17 protein-coding genes are annotated in these 19,500 nt (G+C 71.8%); 11 read left to right on the forward strand and 6 right to left on the reverse strand.

Annotation, left to right across the window (positions count from 1 at the left end; translation table 11 throughout):
* Nucleotides 1-12: 12 nt before the first annotated feature.
* The 3 genes from R3E88_04365 to R3E88_04375 form a co-directional block, all read right to left on the reverse strand.
* Nucleotides 13-2,259 carry a DUF3604 domain-containing protein gene (locus R3E88_04365; GenBank protein MEZ4215690.1) on the reverse strand — a complete coding sequence of 749 codons (2,247 nt, stop codon included), beginning with the start codon at nucleotides 2,257-2,259 and terminating at the stop codon, nucleotides 13-15.
* A gap of 64 nt (nucleotides 2,260-2,323) precedes the next feature.
* Complete coding sequence (locus tag R3E88_04370) at nucleotides 2,324-3,298, reverse strand: aldo/keto reductase (GenBank protein ID MEZ4215691.1); 975 nt, start codon at nucleotides 3,296-3,298, stop codon at nucleotides 2,324-2,326.
* 113 nt (nucleotides 3,299-3,411) lie between these two features.
* Nucleotides 3,412-5,112, reverse strand: coding sequence for an electron transfer flavoprotein-ubiquinone oxidoreductase (locus tag R3E88_04375; protein ID MEZ4215692.1), 1,701 nt, complete (start codon nucleotides 5,110-5,112; stop codon nucleotides 3,412-3,414).
* A 284-nt stretch (nucleotides 5,113-5,396) separates the two neighbouring features.
* Between R3E88_04375 and R3E88_04380 the strand changes: the two genes are divergently transcribed.
* Together R3E88_04380 and R3E88_04385 are read left to right on the forward strand one after the other, a co-directional pair.
* Entirely contained in the window at nucleotides 5,397-5,693 is a 297-nt protein-coding gene (locus R3E88_04380; protein ID MEZ4215693.1) for a YfhL family 4Fe-4S dicluster ferredoxin, read from the forward strand.
* A gap of 59 nt (nucleotides 5,694-5,752) precedes the next feature.
* Nucleotides 5,753-6,727, forward strand: coding sequence for a hypothetical protein (locus R3E88_04385; protein ID MEZ4215694.1), 975 nt, complete (start codon nucleotides 5,753-5,755; stop codon nucleotides 6,725-6,727).
* Here the strand turns inward: R3E88_04385 and R3E88_04390 are convergent.
* Both R3E88_04390 and R3E88_04395 read right to left on the reverse strand, forming a co-directional pair.
* Nucleotides 6,724-7,479, reverse strand: a complete 756-nt coding sequence (locus R3E88_04390) for a prolipoprotein diacylglyceryl transferase (GenBank protein MEZ4215695.1) — start codon at nucleotides 7,477-7,479, stop codon at nucleotides 6,724-6,726. The two genes, R3E88_04385 and R3E88_04390, sit on opposite strands and share 4 nt — an antisense overlap.
* A 52-nt stretch (nucleotides 7,480-7,531) precedes the next feature.
* A complete protein-coding gene (locus tag R3E88_04395; GenBank protein ID MEZ4215696.1) occupies nucleotides 7,532-8,995 on the reverse strand; it encodes an ATP-binding protein in 1,464 nt (487 codons plus the stop codon).
* Between the two features lie 640 nt (nucleotides 8,996-9,635).
* On the opposite strand from R3E88_04395, the gene R3E88_04400 reads away from it, so the two are divergent.
* The 8 genes from R3E88_04400 (at nucleotide 9,636) to R3E88_04435 (ending at nucleotide 16,246) form a co-directional block, all read left to right on the forward strand.
* A complete protein-coding gene (locus R3E88_04400) occupies nucleotides 9,636-10,259 on the forward strand; it encodes a transglycosylase SLT domain-containing protein (protein MEZ4215697.1) in 624 nt (207 codons plus the stop codon).
* A gap of 18 nt (nucleotides 10,260-10,277) precedes the next feature.
* A complete protein-coding gene (locus tag R3E88_04405; protein ID MEZ4215698.1) occupies nucleotides 10,278-11,162 on the forward strand; it encodes an alpha/beta hydrolase in 885 nt (294 codons plus the stop codon).
* Nucleotides 11,159-11,656: a cyclic pyranopterin monophosphate synthase MoaC gene (moaC, locus tag R3E88_04410; GenBank protein MEZ4215699.1), complete on the forward strand. Its 498-nt coding sequence runs from the start codon at nucleotides 11,159-11,161 to the stop codon at nucleotides 11,654-11,656. Before R3E88_04405 ends, moaC begins: the two co-directional genes overlap by 4 nt.
* A 295-nt stretch (nucleotides 11,657-11,951) precedes the next feature.
* Nucleotides 11,952-12,581 (forward strand): sigma-70 family RNA polymerase sigma factor, encoded by a 630-nt coding sequence (locus tag R3E88_04415; protein ID MEZ4215700.1) that lies wholly within the window; start codon nucleotides 11,952-11,954, stop codon nucleotides 12,579-12,581.
* Between the two features lie 299 nt (nucleotides 12,582-12,880).
* A complete protein-coding gene (locus R3E88_04420) occupies nucleotides 12,881-13,486 on the forward strand; it encodes a hypothetical protein (protein ID MEZ4215701.1) in 606 nt (201 codons plus the stop codon).
* 66 nt (nucleotides 13,487-13,552) lie between these two features.
* Entirely contained in the window at nucleotides 13,553-14,827 is a 1,275-nt protein-coding gene (locus R3E88_04425; GenBank protein ID MEZ4215702.1) for a hypothetical protein, read from the forward strand.
* Nucleotides 14,828-15,080: 253 nt separating this feature from the next.
* Nucleotides 15,081-15,758, forward strand: coding sequence for a DNA repair protein RadC (gene radC, locus R3E88_04430; protein MEZ4215703.1), 678 nt, complete (start codon nucleotides 15,081-15,083; stop codon nucleotides 15,756-15,758).
* Between the two features lie 116 nt (nucleotides 15,759-15,874).
* Nucleotides 15,875-16,246 carry a TIGR02266 family protein gene (locus R3E88_04435; GenBank protein ID MEZ4215704.1) on the forward strand — a complete coding sequence of 124 codons (372 nt, stop codon included), beginning with the start codon at nucleotides 15,875-15,877 and terminating at the stop codon, nucleotides 16,244-16,246.
* Between the two features lie 69 nt (nucleotides 16,247-16,315).
* Here the strand turns inward: R3E88_04435 and R3E88_04440 are convergent, their stop codons facing one another.
* Nucleotides 16,316-16,738, reverse strand: coding sequence for a single-stranded DNA-binding protein (locus tag R3E88_04440; protein ID MEZ4215705.1), 423 nt, complete (start codon nucleotides 16,736-16,738; stop codon nucleotides 16,316-16,318).
* 254 nt (nucleotides 16,739-16,992) lie between these two features.
* Between R3E88_04440 and R3E88_04445 the strand changes: the two genes are divergently transcribed.
* A complete protein-coding gene (locus tag R3E88_04445; GenBank protein ID MEZ4215706.1) occupies nucleotides 16,993-19,488 on the forward strand; it encodes a DNA translocase FtsK 4TM domain-containing protein in 2,496 nt (831 codons plus the stop codon).
* Nucleotides 19,489-19,500 lie beyond the last annotated feature (12 nt).

Raw genomic sequence — 19,500 nt, forward strand, 5'->3', positions numbered from 1 at the left:
GCCCGCGCCCGCCTAGCTTCCGGCGTAGTCGACGAAGATCGGCGACGACCAGGCGCGCTCCTCCGTGGGCGCGAGGCAGTCGTCGTCGAGCGACCGCGCCGAGCAGTGGCGCTGCTCGACGCAGTTGCCGGCGTCGTCGTAGGTGCATCCGAGCGGGTCGGCGCCGACGGCGAGGCTCGGCGCCTCGATCGCGCGCACGTAGTAGAGGGCGTCGCGTCCGCCGGCTGCGAACTCGGGGTCGGTGAAGGCGACCACGCAGCCCGCGGAGTCGCCCGGACACTCGATCGTCTTCCACGGGTCGTCGATCAGCTTCTCGATCGGCTCGCTCGCGGCGAGCTGCGGGCGGATGCGGACGACCTCGATGCGCGTGATCGGCCGGCGCGCGTCGCTCGGGTTGTAGCACTCGCCCTGGCACAGCCGCGCGAGCGCGTCCGGACCGAGCGCCTGCGACGCGTCGTCCGGGCAGCCGGGCTTCTGCTCGAACGATCCGACCGCGCGCACCTGGAAGATCGGCGGGTCGGCGAGCGCCACGCGGCTCCCCATCGGTGCGGGCTTCCCGCGCGTGTCGGGCGCGTTCAGCAGATCGAACCACAGCAGGATGCGCGGGCCGCTCGTGCCGTACACCTCGCGTCGCTGCAGCGCGTCCCAGATCTCCTCGCGCGTGCGCCCCTCGCTGTGCACGGCGGCGAGCCCGCCGTTCAGGAAGAACGACGCGCCGCGCTCGGTCTCGAACGTCGCGAAGACCGACGTCGAGAACTCGTCGTTCATCCGCACGCTGTGCGAGCGCCGCTTCGGGTCGAACGGCGAGGCGAACGGCGTCTTCACGAACTCGCCGAAGCGCGCCTCCGTGAACTCCTTGCGCGCCACCTCCTTGTAGCCGGTGCCGGGCCGCGCCGAGTGGTTGTCGCTCGACGCGATGAAGCCGAACCGGAAGCGGTCGGCGCCGGGCTCGGCGGCGTCGGGGCGGCTGAGCGCGAGGATGTACTGTGCGGAGCTCTTCGGTCGGTAGTTGAAGGCCGGCTGGAAGCAGTCGCGACACTGCCCCGCGTCGCGCCACTCCTCGACCGTGCTGCCGGGAACCGTCGCCGCGCCGCCGTTGCGCTGCGCGTCGACGAAGTTCTGGCGTGCGACCTCGGCGCGGTCGTCGCACTCCGACGCGTCCTCGCCGTCCTCGAGGCAGCGATCGCGGATGATCTCGCCCGCACGCCAGCACGAGGGAAGGAAGCCGTGGTTCGGCGCCGGGCACGAGCGCGTTCCGTCGCCGTGCTCGACGACCTCGACGAAGGGCCGGTACTCCTCCGAGTTGCCGTGCCCCGACATCACCTCGATCACGCGCTGGCGTCGGGGATCGTGCATGCCGGGCGCGAGCTGCTTGTCCCACGCGGAGCCGAGCGGCGTGTAGAAGCCCCACGTCGTTCCGTGCGGGATCACCATCGACGCGACGTCGTCGCTCCACTCGTCGAGCTTGTCGAACAGCACGGCCGGCGTCTGCGCGACCTCGCGGCAGTCGTCCGGGAGATCGCGCGAGGGGACGTCCTTCGGGCAGTCGTGCAGCGAGGCGGTCTCCTGCAGGTAGGTGGCGAGCTCCGGGCCGCCGCGGCTCCACTCGGAGAGCGCGTAGAGGCCGGTGAGGAACGGCGACGGCGCGAGCGTCTCGAGGTCCGGCGTGCCGATCGGGACGCCGGCGCTGATCGGGCGCGGCGTGATGTGCGCGTCGTCGAGATCGCGCAGCACGACGTTCTTGTGGCCGTAGTGGTTCTCGGGCGTCCAGCCGACCTGCGTCCACTCCCAGCCCAGGTAGGCGACCGTGTCCGGGTTGCCCGCGTCCGTCTTCGCGTTGCACTCGCGGATCGTGTCGACGGTCTCCTTCCAGCGGCGCGGGCCGATCGCGACGGCGTGGTCGTTGATCGACCAGAAGTCGAGTGCCGAGCAGTGCCGCGCGAAGTCGCACGCGTCGGAGACCGGGTGCGCGCCGTCGCCGCCGACCATGGGGAGCGAGAGCTGGAACGCGTCGAACGAGAACGTGCTGTGCACGTGCAGGTCGCCGAAGAGGATCTGCTTCGGGCGCGCGATGCCGAGCTCGCCCGCCGCTTCGCGGACCGCGGCCGAACGCGCGCGCACGACGTCCGCGTCGATCGGTCGCGCGGCCGGCGAGCCGGCGTGCGGGACGTCGGCGAAGCGACCGGAGCCGAGCGCGTAGATCCACGCCGCGAACGCGACGATCGCGACGAGCAGGATGAGGACGAGCTTGCCTCGCATGGGATCCCTCCAGACTCGATGCGCCGCGGTCGCACCGCGCGTCGCATCGGCGTTCGTTCGCCGACTAGCGTTCCGCCAGCGACGCCATGAACTCGGGCAGGGCGCTCCCCCGGGTCGCTCCGGGAGGGCTCACTGCGTCGAGCCGTTCGAGCGTCGCCGCGTCGAGCACGACGTCGCCGGCGAGCGCATTCTCGATCACGCGCGCACGCCGCCGCGTCCCGAAGATGGGCACGACGTGCTCGCCGCGCGCCGTGCACCACGCGAGCGCGAGCTGGCTCGTCGTGAGGCCGAGCTCCGTCGCGATCTTCTGGATCTCGCGCGCGATGGCCATGTTGTGGTCGAGGTTCGCGCCGGCGAGCCGCGGGACGTGGCGGCGGAAGCCGTCGAGCGCGTCGGCGTCGGGCGTCTGGTCGGCGAGGAAGCCGCGGCCGAGCGGGCTGTAGGGCACGAAGCCGGCGCCGACCTCGTCGCACGCGGCGAGCACGCCGCGCTCGGGATCGCGCGTCCAGAGCGAGTACTCGGACTGGACGGCGGTGATCGGGTGCACGGCGGCCGCGCGCCGTAGCGTGTCGGGCTTGCACGCGGAGAGGCCGACGTGCGCGATCTTGCCCGCGTGCACGAGCTCCGCGAGCGCACCGACCGTCTCCTCGATCGGGACGTTCGCGTCGACGCGGTGCGCGTAGTAGAGGTCGATGCACTCGACGCCGAGCCGCTCGAGACTGCCCTCGACCGCGCGCCGCGCATTCGTCGGGCTGCAGTCGACGCGCGGCGCGCCGCCGTCGAAGTAGATGCCGAACTTCGTCGAGACGAAGACGCGCGCGCTCGTCTCCGCGAGGAACCGCCCGACGAGGCGCTCGTTGTGGCCGCCGCCGTAGGCCTCGGCGGTGTCGATCAGGTCGATTCCGGAGTCGACGACCGCGTGCAGGGCGTCGAGCGACTCGGCGTCGTCCGATGCGCCGTAGGTGCCCGACAGGCTCATCGCGCCGTAGCCGATCGCCGAGACCTCGGGGCCGCTCGCGCCAAGTCGTCGCCGTTGCATTGGTCGCCTCCTGCCTCCCCGCGGCCCGCGGCGGCGGGCCAGACGGAACGGGGGAGCGCCTTCGCGCTCCCCCGTTCCTGCACGATCTCGCCGGCCGGCGTGCGGCGCGCCGGCTACATCAGCGTGTAGTCCGGCCCCTCGCCGCCCTGCGGCGTCGTCCACGTGATCGCCTCGTACGGGTCGGCGATGTCGCACGTCTTGCAGTGGACGCAGTTCTCGTGGTGGATGAAGAGCTTCTTGCGGCCCGGGTTCGCCGTGTCGTCGACCATCTCGTAGACGGCGGCGGGGCAGAAGTTCTGACAGGGGTTGCCGTACTCCTCCGCGCACTTCGTCGCGCAGAGCTCGCGGTCGGGCACGACGAGGTGCGACGGCTGGTCGGCCTCGTGCGCCGTTCCGCTGAAGCCGACGAGGTGCTCCTTGCTGAACGTCAGCACGCCGTCCGGGACGAAGGGCTTCGGGTTTCGCTGGCTGGGCGCCAGCTCCGAGAGCTTCTTCATCTTCTTGTGGCTCGCGTGCGTCCGGATCGGGTCGATGAGACCGCGGCCGCCGGTCACGATCATGAGCGGGATGTTCACGAACATGCCGAACAGCGGGTGGATCTCGTTGCTGCCCGTGAAGTTGCGGCCCTGCAGGTGCTCCTCGTAGGCCCAGCTCGCGCGGTAGCGCTCGGTGTAGCCGCCGAGCGTGTTCGCGGAGAAGTCGTCCGCCGCGAGCGCGTCGACGATCGTCTCCGCGGCCAGCATGCCCGACTTCATCGCCATGTGGACGCCGGCGAGCTTCATGATGTTGCACATCGAAGCCCCGTCGCCGACGAGCATCGCGCCGTCGACGTAGAGCTTGGGCTGTGCGTAGAGCGCGCCCGTCGGGATCGTCTTCGCGCCGTAGCGCACGAGCTCGGCGCCCTCGAGCAGGTCGCGCATGAAGGGCGTCTGCTTGAACTCCTGCGCCTTGCGGTGCGGGTCGTTGTGCGGGTCCTCGGCGTCGAGCGGCGTCACGAACCCGAACGACACGAGGTCGTCCTTCATGTCGTAGAGCCACATGCCGTTGATCTGCCCGAAGAAGTCGGGGAAGAGCGAGCCGTGGATGACGCGGCCGGGCTGGTGCTTCTCCGGCTTGACGCGCCAGATCTCCTTGATGCCCGTCTCGTACGTCTGCGGGTTGAGGCCCTGCAGCTCGAAGTCGTCGATCAGCTTCTTCGTGAGGCTCCCGCGCACGCCCTCTCCGAGCACGGTCACCTTGGCGAAGATGTCCATGCCGGGCTGGTACGTCGGCTTCGGCTTGCCGTCGGCATCGACGCCCATGTCACCGGTGCGGATGCCGAGCACGCGGTTGCCCTCGGTGAGCAGCTCGGCGGCCGCGAAGCCGGGGTAGATCTCGACGCCCGCGGCCTCGCACTTCTCGGCCATCCACTTCACGACGTTGCTGAGCGACGCGATGTGGTAGCCCTTCTTCTTGAACATCGGCGGCGTCGCGAAGCTCGGCGCCTTCACCGTGAAGCTCCGCGTGAACATGTAGAAGTAGTCGTGCGTGCAGACGTACTCGGTCGGGAAGCCCTGCTCCTCGAAGTCCGGGATCAGCTCGCGGATGGCGCGCGGGTTGATGACGGCGCCCGAGAGCTGGTGGTCGCCGACCGTCGCGGCCTTCTCGATCACGAGCACGGTGGGGGGCTCGATCGGGTCCTTGCCCGCTGCCGCGGCCGCCTCGTTGTACGCCTCGACCTGCTTCATCAGGTGGTAGGCGGAGGCCAGGTTGGCCGGGCCGGCGCCGACGTACAGGACGTCGACCTCCATGCTCTCGCGTTCGACTTCGCTCATCGGAATCTCCTCGACTTGGGTCCGTGCCCGCGCGCGAGGAGCCGGGCGGGGGTCACGGCGCGCCCGAGGGTAAGAGAAGGGTTCCGCGGGAACAACGAATTCGAGCCCGGCTCGTTTCGGCCCCGGGGGTGGGTCCCGCGGCTCAGGCCGCGTCGTCCGCTGCCGAAGCGGTCGGGCGATTCCGGGCGAGCGCTCGGTCGCGTCGCGCTACGCTGCGCGGCCGTCGGTGGCTCGCCGGTCGCCCCGACCCCGCGTCGGAGCGGATGCGCGGGGAGTGGCGAGCAGTGGCGACGCGGATCACCGAGCAGTGCATCGATTGCGGGCTCTGCCTGCCCGAGTGCCCGAACGGAGCGATCTCCGAGGCGTCGCTCGGGCACGCCATCGACCCGGCGCGCTGCACGGAGTGCGTGGGCTTCCACGCCGTCGAGCAGTGCGCGGCGGTGTGTCCCGTCGACTGCTGCATCCCCGACGGCGAGCGCGAGGAATCGGAGGCGGTGTTGCTCGAGCGCGCGCGCAAGCTCCACCCGGCGCGGGCGCACGAGCTCGTGCTCTCGCCGGCGACCTCCCGCTTCCGCCGCTGAGCCGGCCGCGGGCGTCGGCCATCGCGCGAGAGGTCGCGCACACAGGGGAGCCCACCGCCATGCACGTGGCCCGGTCCGTCCTCGTCGATACGCTTCGCGAGTACCTCGAGGTGCACGAGCGACTGACGGTGTTGTTCGCCCGCTTTCGCGCCGGCGATCTCGACTTCGACTCCGTCCGCGAGCTCTGCGACGACGGCCCCGACAGCCCGCTCTTCCGGCTCAAGGAGCGCTGCCACGCGCTCTTCCGCGACATCGACCCGACCGACGCGCCCGTCCGGCGCGAGGCGCTCTTCGACCTCGCGGTCGGCTCGCTGTTCCACGAGGCGATGAAGTTCCGCGAGAACTTCTACCAGCAGGTCGTCTACGCGCCGAAGGTCCGCGCACTGCGCGAGGCAGGCGCGGATGGCGCCGACGAGGACCGCGAGCTCTTCCGCGAGTTCGAGAAGATCCAGCACGCCGCAGAAGAGAGAATGGGCGAGGCGCTGCACGAGACCGAGGCGCTGCTCGCGCTCGCCGGCGAGCAGCTCGTCGTGCTCCTGCGCGGGCGCCGCGACGGGCTCGTCGCCCGCTACCTGATCGAGCAGGCCCCGCGCGTCGACGCCATCTTCGCGGGCGGCGTCGACGCGCTGCTCACGTCGATGTTCGGCGCCGCGCGCGACGGGTGGATCGCCGCGGCCGTCTCCTACATCGAGAGCGCGCACTTCCGACACGCGCTCCGCGCGATCGAGGCGGCGCGTGCGAAGTCGGGCGCGAGCGAGGTCCTCGACCGCCTCGCACACTACGCCGACGGGATGCGGGCCTTCCTCGTCGGGGACTACGCGTGCACCGTCGACCGGCTCGGCGAATGGGTGGACGCCGCGCCCGAGCCCAGCGAAGCGGGCTATGCGCTGCTGGCCCACTCGGCGCTCTCGCGCATCGGGAACCTGGTGAAGGATGGAGACGACACGGTCGTCGCGCGCGCCGTCGCGCTCGCCGAGCGGGTCGCTCCGCTGCTGCCGCAGACCGCGGCCGGCGGAATGCCGCGCGTCGCCTAGGCCGCTTCGCTCACCTTCCCGGCGCGTGCGAGCGCCCATCCCGCGGCCCCGACGACGACGAGTGCGACGCCGATCCACTGTGCTTCGGACAGGCCGAGGGCGACGCGCTCGTTCACGCGCCAGTGCTCGATCACCGCGCGGCCCGCGCCGTTCGCCATCAGGTACTCGCCGATCAGCAGCGGGCTGGCATCGCGTCGACGCCAGAGCAGCCAGGCGATCGGCACGAGCCAGGCGACCTCGTAGAGCATCGTCGGATGTACGGGCACGTCGACGGGGGGCGAGCCTTCCGGGAAGGCGAGCCCCCACGCGACGTCGGTCGGGCGTCCGTAGTCGTCGCCGACGAGGAAGCAGCCGACGCGTCCGAGCGCCTGCCCCACGGCGAGCCCCGGCGCGACGGCGTTCGCGAAGGTGAGGACGCGCAGTCCGTTCACGCGACAGCCGACGATGCCGCAGGCGAGGCCGCCGAAGAAGCCGCCGTACCACGTCATGCCGCCGCGCGAGAAGAACGCCGCGAGCACGCTCGCGTTCTCGCCGCGGATCACCGTGTCGACCGCGTAGTAGAGCTTCGATCCGACGACGCCGCCGACCATGCACCACAGGAGCAGGCTCGAGGCGAGCTCCGTGTCGAGACCGAGCTCGCTCATGCGCCGCGCGGTGAGCCAGTACGCGGCGAGGAAGCCGAGCACCATCATCACGCCGAAGGTGGTGATCGGGATGCCGAAGTACGGCACGTGGAACAGGATCGGGTACATCCGGAGCCCCCCGGCGCGGCAGCGTAGCAGCCGGCCCGAGGGGCGACGTGCCCTAGCTTCGAGCAGGTCGCGCGATCGTCACGTGGAATGCGCTCCCGCACCCGGGCTCGCTCTCCACCCACGCGCGGCCCCCATGCGCGATGGCGATCCTTCGCACGATCGCGAGCCCGATGCCCGTCGACTTCGCGCCGTCCGCGCGTCGGCCTAGCGTCGCGAAGACGTCGAAGATGCGCTCGTGGTGCTCGCGCGCGATGCCGCGCCCGTTGTCGACGACGCGAAGGTGATGTGCGTGCGGCTCCTCGTCGATCGCGACGCAGACGCGCGCGCCGTCGCGCGTGCCCATGTGCGCGATCGCGTTGCCCAGCAGGTTCGAGAACAGCTGATAGAGGCGCGTGCGATGGCAGAAGACGAGCGGCGCGTCGCCGGGCAGGTCGAGCTCGATCCCGCGCTCCTCGAAGCGCGACTTCCACTCGGCCGCGATCTGCTCGAGGATCGGCAGCGGGGCCACCCACTCCGCGGGCTCGTTCGAGCTTCCGATGCGCGAGAGCTCGAGGAGATCGGTGATCAGCGTCTCCATCGTCCGCCCGCTCTGCTCGATGCGGTCGAGGAACGACTCGCCGCGCGCACCGAGCGGCTCGCGCCGAAGCAGGCTCGCGAAGCCGAGCAGGGAGGAGAGGGGCGACCGCAGGTCGTGCGAGACGTGCGACACGTACTGCTCGAGCTCCTCGGCCTTTTCCGCGAGGCGGATCTCGGCGAGGCGTCGCTTGCTCACGTCGCGAACGAACACGACGTTGCCGGCGACTTCTCCCGACGGCAGCCGCAGCTCGCTCGTCGAGACGGAGACGTAGCGCCGGCCCGACGCGTCGACGATCTCGAGATCCTGCCCGGTCACCGCCTCGCCGCGCACGCCGTCGAGCACTGCGGCGAGCCCGGCGGTGCACGGCAGGCAGCTCGCGAGCGGGTGTCCTTCGAGCGCGTCGGCGCGCGTGTGGAAGAGCGCGGCTGCGGCGGGGTTCGCATAGCTCACGAAGCCGCCGCGATCGGTCGCGATCACCGCGTCGGGTGCGCAGTCGAGCACGGCCGCCAGGTAGGCGGCATTGCCGCGAAGGCAGGCGGCGGCGCGCCGGGCCTCCTCGGTCGTCCGCCCGACGAGCACGGTGAGGTCGCGGTCGGTCGCGAGACGGAACGCGCTCACCTCGAGCGCGTCGCCGTCCGAGCCCTCGAGCTCGATCCGGCCGGCACCGACTCCGAGCGGCGACGCGACCTGTGTCCGGAGGTCGGTCAGGTCGGCGGCGCCGCGCACGACGTCGGCGAAGCGCGCTCCGACGAGATCCGCGGCGTCGCTCGCGACGACGCCGAGCCGATCGCTCCACCATGCGATCCGATCCTCGCCGTCGCACACGACCACCAGGTCGTGGAGGCGGGACAGGCTCTCGACGATCTCGCGGACTCGAGGCGGCCCGACGAGGGCGCCGGTGTCGGTCGGAGACGAGGGGCTGACGGGAGTCGCGGTCATGGGGTCGGAACGAACGGCCTCGGCAGCTAGGTGGAACTCCGGATGCAGAGTCAGGACCTCGAGCGAGCGGGTCCAATCTATCAGCGGGCCGGAATTCGGGTCAAACGCAGTTCCACTCGCAGCCCGCCTGCATCCTCCTCGCGAACGACAGGCGCGTGCGCGCGAGCGGAGTCACGTCGACGAATGCACACGCGAGCGTCGCCGCTGCGCGCACACTGCAGAAGAGCGGCGCACGCGCGGAGTGATCCAGGTCACCGAGAGGGCGGTCGACCGCTCTCGATGGAAGCCGGCCAGTGGGTCGCCTATAGTGCGCCGCCAGACGGCAGGCCTCGGAGTGCGTCCCTAGGGGGTGAGATCGGCTCGAGGCTGCTAGCCCCCCAACGTCGATGGTGGCGATCGCACGGCGTCGAGCCGTGCGCGTGCTGTCCGCCGCCGACCCGCACTCCACACGCGCGATCGAGCGCGCGAGCCATCCGTCGGCCGGGAGAGTCGGGCGCGATCCGCGCGGGCGTCGAGGTTCGGCGCCAGTTGGAGCGAACGCGGGCTCGGCAACGGGGCTCGGAGTCCGGAAAGCGAAGCGGGGCTCGATGGTCGCCCCGGACGTCGACTCGCGAGCCGAAGGCGGAAAGGAGCGGACGACATGCGCGGAGCCGATGCGATGCCCGCTCGTTCTGCCTCCCCCGGCGCGCGTCCCGTGCGACGCGCGCGGACCCTCCTGCTCTCCGGACTGTGTGCCTTCCTCGTCCTCGACGGCGCCGACTTCCGCGCCGCCGAGGTCGGCGCTTCCGAGCGCGCGGCCGTCGTCGACCTCGCCGCCACCCCCGCACCGCCGAAGGGCCTCGACGCGACGGGAATTCGCGAGGTCCTCGACCGCTGGAACCCGTCGCTCGACGAGACGACGCGCGCGCGCATCGCGCGCGCGATCGACCGCTACAGCCGCCAGTACTCGCTCGACCCGGCGCTCGTGACCGCCGTCGTCGTGGTCGAGAGCAGCGTTCGCCCCTGGGCGCACAGCCCCAAGGGCGCGATCGGTCTCATGCAGGTGATGCCGCACATGATGGACCCGCTCGGTCTCGCCGGGAACCCGACGACGATCGAGAGCAACATCGAGGCGGGGTGCTGGATCCTCTCGGACAACATCGAGCGGCTCGGTGAGGAGCGCGGCATCTCGGCCTACTTCTGGGGCTCGAACATCCGGAACCTCGCCTATCTCGAGAAGGTGCGAGAGGCCCGGGAATCCTTCCTTCGCGCGCGCCCGTCCTGACGGCGAGGTCGCGCGCGCATGACCCCTCTGTCCACCGAGGTCGTTCGCCGCGAATCCTCGTTCCGCGCCTCCGACGGCCTTCGTCTCGTGAGCCGGTCGTGGCGCGCCGCCGGCGAGCGAGCTGCTCGCGGACGCGTCGTGCTCGTGCACGGCTTCGGCGAGCACAGCGGTCGGTACGACGAGATGGCCGCATGGCTCGTCGATCGCGGCTTCGCCGTCGACGCCTACGACCACCGCGGCCACGGCCTGTCCGAGGGGCATCGCAACTTCGTGCCACGCGCACGCGGCTTCGATGCCTACGTCGACGACCTCATGACGTTCCTCGCCCTGCTCGCCGGCGAACGCGAGGAGGCTGCACGCATCCTCGTCGGACATAGCATGGGTGGGCTCGTGGTGGCGCGCGCACTCGCGCGGCGCGGTCCGGACGTCGCCTGCGCCGTGATCTCGGGTGCCGCCCTCGCGGTGTCCCCCGGCTTCTCCCGCACGAAGCAGTGGCTCGCCCGCGCGCTCGCGGTCGTCGCACCGCGGCTCGCGATGGAATCGGGGCTCCCCGTGGCCGGCCTGTCGCGCGACCCCGAGGTCGTCCGGCGCTACGAGGCCGACCCGCTCGTGTGCACCCGGATGACGGCGGGCCTCGCCGCCGCCATGCTCCGAGCGCAGATCGAGACCGCGTGCGAGGGGTCGCGGGTCCGCGTCCCGCTGCTCGGCCTCCACGGTGCCGACGATCCGATCTGCCCCGCGCGAGGGACCGAGCGCTTCCTCCGCGACGTCGCGACACCGCGCAGCGCCTTCGAGGCGTACGCTGGTCTGCGCCACGAGATCTTCAACGAGCCCGAGCGGGTCGCGGTCTGGGAGGACGTGGTCGCGTTCGCGGCGGGCGACGGCGAGGAGGGGCGGGCGTGAGCGATCGCTTGACGCACCTCGACGCGCAGGGGCGCGCTCGCATGGTCGACATCGGCGACAAGCCGATGACGCGCCGCGAGTGCGTGGCCCGCGGCGAGGTGCGCATGGAACGCGCGACGCTCGAACGCATCGCCGAAGGGGCGATCGCGAAGGGCGACGTGCTGGCGACCGCGCGGATCGCGGGCATCCAGGCGGCGAAGCGCACGCACGAGTGGATCCCGCTGGCCCACCCCCTCCCGCTCGATGCCGTCGAGGTCGTGCTCACCCCCGACTCGGCCGGCGGGCGACTGCGGATCGAGGCCCGCGCGAGTGCCACCTGGCGGACGGGGATCGAGATGGAGGCGCTCGTCGCGGTGTCGGCCGCGGCGCTCACGGTGTACGACATGTGCAAGGCCGTCGATCGCGGGATGGAGGTCGGGCGCGTGCGGCTGGTGCGCAAGACGGGCGGCAAGAGCGGCGACTGGGTGCGCGTCGGCGAATCCGAGGAGGCGTAGCCGTCGCGTGTCGCCGTCTTTCGTTCGCGCTTCGCACGACGCGTCGCGGTCCCCATACTGTTTGTGATCGCTCCGCAGCGCGCGCGTGAGCGCCGAGCCACCTTCCCCGGCATCGGGAAAGGTGGAGACGACGCCGCGCAAGGCCGCTGCGCACGGCGATAGGGAGCAGCTCGCGGTGTCGGACCCGGACTCGAACGAAAAGACGGAGCCGGCGGAACCGCCCGTCACCGCCCGGGGTCCGTTGCCCCGAAGGCGGACTTCCATGGGCTACGAGATGGTGGAGCAAGGCCCGCTCGTGACGGATCGGGTCTTCTCTCGCACGCGCGCGCCGGACGAGATCGAGGATCCGGACCTCGAGCTCGTCGAGGCGTGGAAGGCGGGCGACGAGGGGGCGTTCGAGCAGCTCGTCCGCCGCCACCAGGCCCGCGTGTATCGCCTCCTCTATCGAATGATGGGCAGCCGCGAGGAGGCCGAGGACGTCGCACAGGACTGCTTCCTCAGCCTCTATCGCCACGGCAAGCGCTTCCGCAGCGAGGCCCGCTTCTCGACCTTCGTCTACCGCGTCGCCGCGAACGCGGCGCTGAACCGGCGTCGGACGCTCGGCCGCGCGCGCGCGCGTATCGACAAGCTCGCGACGCGGCAGGCTGCGGGCGACGATCTTCCGAGCTCCCCGCGCGATCCCGAGGACAGCGCGCTCGGCAACGAGCTCACGCAGCACGTCCGCGACGCGCTCGACGAGCTCTCTCCTTCCCTGCGACTTCCGGTCGTCCTCTACGACATCGAGGGCCTCGCCTACGGCGAGATCGCCGAGATCCTCGACATCGCGGAAGGCACCGTGAAGTCGCGCATCCATCGTGCCCGGCAGGCGCTGCGCGAGCGCCTGAGTGGGCTGCTTCCGGGAACTTCGCGAGGAGCCGATTCGTGAATCACGCCGATGTTCGATCCAGGCTTCCGGAATACCTCGAGGGCGATCTCTCGCTCGATCGGCGTGCGCTCGTCGACGCGCACCTCGACGGGTGCGATTCCTGCACCGCGGAGCTCGACGAGCTGCGGACGACGATCCATCTCCTGCGGTCGCTCCCCGATGTCGAGCCGCCGCCGCAGCTCGTCGCGGACGTGATGCGGCGCATCCGTCTCGGCGAGGCGACGCCGAGCCTCGTAGAGCGCTTCCGGGAGTTCGCGTCGGAGCTCTTCGCGCCGGGCGTCGCGATTCCCGCCGGTGCCATGGTGATCGCGTTCGCCATGGCGCTGTCGACCGGCAAGTTCCAGGCGTCGACTCCGTTCTCCGTGGCGGGCGTCGCGCCAGCGGCCGAGCGCACTGCGGCCGCGCAGCTTCCGGTGATCCCGCGCGAGGCGCAGGTGCTGGCGACGGAGGCATTCGGAGGCCAGGCGGCGCGCGGGCGCGAGCCCAGCGCCTTCCGCGGCAGCAGCTCTCCGCTGACCGAGACCCGGCCGCCCGCGGTCTTCGAGGTGACCACGGTGTCGACGGATGGCGCGTCCGCCGGGGCGCCGCGCGTGCGCGTCGTCGCTCGTCCGCGGCCGGGGCATGCGCTCAGCGATTCGTTCGCGGGAGCGCCCCGCACCGTCGACGAGTGGCTCGTCGTCGTCCGGCAGAAGCCGGCGGAGTTCGCGAGTCGTCAGGCTTCGCTCTCGCTCGCGGAGCGCGAACACTGGGTGCGCGCGCTGGCGCAGCGCGCCGTCGAGCAGGGAACGGCCGAGGAAGTGGTTCGCGCACTCCGCAACGGCGGCACGTCGGCATCCGTGGCGTTCGCCCGCTCGTTGGCCGCGGAGGCGCAGGTGGTGGCGGAGCAGATCGCGACCTCCCGTTGACGACGAGTCGGCGCGGGCTCGCGAGCGGGGCTTGGCCCGCTGCGCCCGGTCGATAACCTCGGAGCCGTGCCGCGACGTCCGTCGACGACCCGCTCGCTTCCCGAGGCTTCGCGCGTCGTCGTCGCGCTCGTCCTGTCGCTCGGCGCCATGGCGGGACGGGCGCTCGCGGACGCCGACGAGTTCGAACCCGACCGACTCGACTTCCAGCTCGAGGAGCCGGCGAGGTTCACGCTCCGCAATGTGTTCGCACCGCTGCTCGCCCCGTTCGTCGGCGGGCTCGGATACTGGTACGACACCCGCGACTTCGTGATCGAGTCCTCGCCCCCGGGCGCGCGGCTCGAGCTCTTCTACATCCGGGCCAACTTCCAGCGTCGCTACGAGCGCGCGGAGACACCCGTGACGCTCGTGCTGCCCTCCCGCATCGCCTCGCTCGATCGCGACGCGCTCCGGGTGCGCGCCTTCCTTCCCGGATTCCGGCAGGTCGAGACGACCCTGCCGATCCACACTGGGGAGAAGGGTCTCCTCCTCTCGTTCGAGCCGCTGCCGAACCGGCTCGATGCCATCGCGCATCGCTACCTCGCGGGTCGGGCGTCGCTCGAGCTCGTGACGACGGAGCTCGCGTCGGTGCGCGTGCAGCGCGAGGACGAGGGGTTCACGCTCTTCCTCGCGGAGACGGCGATGAGCGACGGCGTAGGCGCGGCGCTCGAGGGCGTCGAGGACGGCCTCGTCGCCGGGATCGTCGCGCGGCAGGTCGGCGAGGACCTCGCGGTGCGGGTCGCACTGCGCGACGGCGTCGCCGAGCGCGTCGAGCTGCGCTCGCGCAGCGCGTTCGACCCGGTGCGCGAACGGCACACGTACTCGATCGATCTCGTCCCGGCGGATCGCGGCGCCGCCTCCGTGCGCGCTGCGATCGGCGCCCTCGAGCGGGCTGCGCAGGGCGATGTCGCGGGCTGTGCGCTCGTGTTCGACGCTGCACTCCGCGATGCGCTCGACGAGGCCTCGCTCGCGCGTTCCCTCGCTCCGCACGGCGACTTCACCGATCGCTACGTGCGGGGTGCGATGCGGCGGCTCGGCGAGCTGTCGCCCGACGGCGTGGTCGAGTTCGTCGACGGCACGACCTATCGCCCGGCCATCGATCTCGAGCTCGACGTGGCGCTGAGCCAAGCGAGCCGTGCGCGCGGGCTCCTCGCACTGCTGCGCACGTTCGCGGTGCTCGTCGACGGCGAGCACGCGCATGCGGCGCTCCACGGGCTCGTCGCGCCCGAGCTCGCTCGCGACGATTTCGAGGCGCGCCTCGCGCGCGCCGAGGCGGACGAGCGGACCTGCGCAGCGACGCGCTGAGACTTCGACACGGCGGACGTCCCGGAACGGCCGCGGAGCACGCGCCGGCGCGCATCGCGTGTGGATCCCGGCCGTGCATGCGCGCGCGGCGTCGATGGCGATCGCGCCCGCGCGATGCGGTCGCTACGATGCGCGCCCCCGGTCCTCCGAGATCCTCGTGTCCGACGACCACGCGGCCCGCCTCGCTGCGCTGCGCGAACTCAGCGCAGAGCGCGCTCTTCGAACCATCGACAGCCGACGAACGCGACCGCCGGTGGCACCGAGCGAGCCGGACCGCCCGCGCGAGCGGATGCACTCGCTCGGCGCGCGCTCGCTGTCGAATGCGGAGCTCGTCGCGCTCGTGCTCCGCAGCGGCGCGCGTGGGCGGGATGCGCTCTCGATCGCGCAGGAGGTACTGCGCGCGGTGGACGGGGTGGACGGCCTCGCGCGCGCGAGCGCGGCCGCGCTCGCGCGCCTCGATGGGCTCGGCCCCGCGACGGCGGGCTCGCTGTCCGCGGCGATCGAGCTCGGCCGTCGGGTCGCCTCGCGTCCCGTCCAGGCCGGCCACGTGCTGCGAGGGCCGGAGGACGTGCACCTGCACTTCGCGCCGCGGCTGCGCGATGCGGCGCGCGAGCGCTTCCTCGTGCTGCTCCTCGACGGGCGCCACCGCGTGCTCGGCGACGCGACCGTCTCGGTCGGGACGCTGACCGCGAGCCTCGTCCATCCTCGCGAGGTGTTCCGTCCCGCGCTCGCGCGCGCGGCGGCGGCCGTCGTGCTCGTGCACAACCACCCGAGCGGCGATCCGACGCCCTCCGCCGAGGACCGCCGCGTCACGAGCCGTCTCGCCGAAGCGGGCGAGCTTCTCGGTGTGCGCGTCGTCGACCACGTCGTGGTCGCCGAGCGCGGCTACTTCAGCTTCCAGCAGGCCGGGGAGCTCGGCGGCGACGTCTGACGGCGGGACCTGCTCGCTGTGTGCACGCGCGCTGCGGATTCCGGCTAAAGGGGAGGGCGAGCGACCGCCGATAGGGGCGGTCGCGTCCGGAGGCCGGGAACGATCGGAGGCCGCCCATGGCCCGAGTGAGCGTCGAGACTGCGGGACAGACCTTCTCCGAAGAGCGTCGTCGGTGGGATCGCACCGATCTCGTCGTGCGCGTCGAGTATTCGACGGTCGACGATCTCTTCTCCGAGTTCACGCGCGACATCAACGAGGGCGGCGTCTTCATCGAGACCGATGATCCGCAGCCGCTCGGCACCGCCGTGACGCTCCAGTTCCACCTCCCCGGCGCCGCCGATCCGGTGAAGACGTCGGGGATCGTCGTCCGCAGCAACGACGGTGCGACCGGCGAGCCGATGGGCATGGCCGTCGAGTTCGAGGAGCTGCCGCCGAACGCACGCGCGCAGATCAACGAGATGATCCGCGCCCTCAGGCAGACCCGCTAGCGAACGCGCGCCCGCACCGAAGCGCGGGCGCGACCGACTCGCGCGCCGACCCGAGCCGACACGAACCGGTTAGAACGGGATGTCGTCGTCGGGCGGGCCGCTGCCGCCACCCGACTCCGGCGCACTGCCGCCTCCGCCGCCTGCCGCGCCTTCGCCACCGCGACCACCGAGGAACGTGATGTTGCTCGCGACCACCTCGGTGACGCGTCGCTTCACGCCGTCGCGGTCCTCGTACTCGCGCGTCTGCAGGCGCCCCTCGACGTAGACCGTCCGACCCTTCGACAGGTACTGCGCCGCGAGCTCCGCGGTGCGACCCCACGCGACGATCCGATGCCACTCGGTGCGCTCGACGCGCTCGCCCGAGCTCTTGTCGTTCCAGTTCTCGCTCGTCGCGATCGAGAAGTTCGCGACCGCCTGACCGCTCTGCGTGTACCGCAGCTCGGGGTCGCGACCGAGATTGCCGATCAGGATGACCTTGTTGACGCCTGCCATGGTGGGGGATCTCCGTCGGAGGTGGGGTGGTCGGGGCGTGCGTGAGAGCGCGGCCCGGAGGGTGCGCGCCAGCATACCGGTGCGAACCCGGCGGCGCCGCCGATCGCCATGCGCACCGATGTCCGACGCCGCTCGCACCGGCCGCGTTTGCCCGCCCTCGACGCCGCCGGTACTCTCGCGCGGTTCCTTTCCGGGGGGTGAGGGACTCATGAACCAGCGAGCTCTCGCACCCTGCGACCGCAGGCAGGCCGCGCATGGCTAAGGCCGCTGCGCGCTCGAAGCGCTCCCGCGCGTCGCGGTCGAGCGATCAACCGACGTTCGTATCTCGCCTCGGAAGCGAAGTCGCCGGGCTCGTGCTGCTGCTCGTCGCCGCGATCGGTGCGCTCGCGCTCGCGACGTACTCGCCCGCCGACCCCGTCCTCGAACTCGTGCGCGTCGCAAATCGCGCGGGCGCCGTCGGAGCGACGCTCGCGGGTGTCCTGATTCGCGGGATCGGCCTCGGCTCGGTTGCGGCGGTCGGTGCGATCGCCGTGCTCGGGGCGCGGCTCATTCTCGGGATGGGCGTCCCCGGCGTCGCCTCCCGCTTCTGGCTCGGAGCCGGCGCACTCGCCGTGGGAATGGCGTGCGCGGGCCCGACGCTGACCGCGCTCTTCCCGACGTGGGAGGCGCCGGCGGCCGTCGTCGGCGGCCTGCTCGGCGATCGCCTCTTCCGGCTCCAGTCGCTCCTCCTGAGCATCTGGGGTGCGGCGCTCGTCAACGTCGCGCTGCTCTCCGTCGGGCTCCTCTGCGCGACGGGGGTGTCGAGTGCGGCGGCGCTCCGGGCGATCGGCGTCGCCGTTGCGGCGGTCGCGGGCGTCGCATCTGCGCTCGTCGAGCGGCTCGCCGACGGCGTTCGTGCGCTCGCCGCCGCCGCGGTCGAGCTCGTCGCGCGTGCGCGCGCGGGCCTGCGCGAGGGCGTGGCCGCGTTCCAGGTGTGGCGCGAGCAGCGCGCGCGCCAGCGTCGCGCAGCGGCGGCCCGCCGCCGCGCGGAGGCGGAGGACGCCGCTCGTGCCTCCGAGGAAGCGGGCGCGAAGCCCGCGGCGGAGCTGCCGCCGGCCGCGACCCTCGAGGCTCCGGACGCCGCCGCGGGCGTGGAGCAGGAGCGGCCGTCGCGGCGCAGAGCGGGAAGCGAGCCCGACATCGTCGACCACCTGGCGGAGAGCGCCCGCAAGCGCCAGCCGTCGCAGGAGGCGTTCGACTTCGACGACGGGGGACCAGCCGGACCGTTCCAGCTCCCCGACACCGCGATCTTCCAGGCGCCGCCCGAGGGCACGAACGGGTTCGATCGCGACTCGTTGCTCATGAACTCGCGCATCCTCGAGAAGAAGCTCGCCGACTTCGGCGTGCAGGGGCGCGTGGTGCGCGTGCATCCCGGCCCCGTGATCACGATGTACGAGTACGAGCCCGCGTCGGGCATCAAGGTCAACCGGATCGTCAACCTCACCGACGACCTCGCGATGGCGCTGCGCGCGCTGTCGATCCGGATCATCGCGCCGCTTCCGGGGAAGAGCGTGGTGGGCATCGAGGTGCCGAACCCGGAGCGCGAGACGGTCTACCTGCGCACGCTGCTCGAGGCGGACGGGTTCCGGAAGAGCCCGTCCCGGCTCGAAGTGGCCATGGGCAAGGACATCTTCGGGACGTGCGTATCCGCCGATCTCGCGAAGATGCCCCACCTGCTCGTCGCGGGTGCGACCGGCACGGGCAAGAGCGTCTTCCTCAACTCGTTCCTGTGCTCGCTGCTCTGTCGCGCGCGTCCCGACGAGCTCAAGCTGCTGCTGATCGACCCGAAGCTGCTCGAGCTCTCGGTCTACGAAGGCATTCCGCACCTCATCGCCGACGTCGTGACGAATCCGAAGCGCGCTGCGGCCGCGCTCCGCGGCGTCGTCCGGAAGATGGAGGAGCGCTACCAGATGATGAGCGCCGTGCAGGTGCGCAACATCGCCCAGTTCAACGAGCGCGCGCGCGACGCGCTCGCCGAGGGCGAGACGCACTTCCGGCTGAAGGCGAAGGCGGAGGAGACGGAGGGGGAGCTCGTCGAGTGGCAGTTGCTCCCCTACATCGTCGTCGTCATCGACGAGCTCGCCGACCTCATGGTGCTCGCGGCGAAGGAGGTCGAGGAGTCGCTCCAGCGCCTGGCGCAGATGGCGCGCGCTTCCGGCATCCACCTCGTGCTCGCGACGCAGCGTCCGAGCGTCGACGTCCTCACGGGTGTGATCAAGGCGAACTTCCCGTCGCGTGTCTCGTTCCAGGTCTCGTCGCGCATCGATTCGCGCACGATCCTCGACCAGAACGGCGCCGAGAACCTGCTCGGCATGGGCGACATGCTGTACCTCGCTCCGAACTCGTCGCGCGTGCAGCGCCTGCACGGCCCCTTCGTGGACGAGAAGGAGGTCGGCGAGCTCGTCGCGTTCCTGCGCGACCAGGGGCGGCCCGAGTTCGACGATTCGCTGGTCCAGGCCGGGGAAGAAGCGGCGGCCGCCGAGGCGCGCGACGGCGACGAGGTCGACGAGATGTTCGACCAGGCCGTCGCGATCGTGGCGGAGACGCGGAACGCGTCGATCTCCTACGTCCAGCGGCGGCTCAAGATCGGCTACAACCGCGCGGCGCGCATCGTCGAGGAGATGGAGGCGCAGGGCATGATCGGCCCGCAGGTCGGCACGAAGCCCCGCGAGGTGTTCGTGCGGAAGCCCGACGACGGCGACTATGAATAGCCTCCGCGGGGC

Source organism: Myxococcota bacterium, from assembly GCA_041389495.1.
GTDB lineage: Bacteria > Myxococcota_A > UBA9160 > UBA9160 > UBA4427 > JAWKRT01.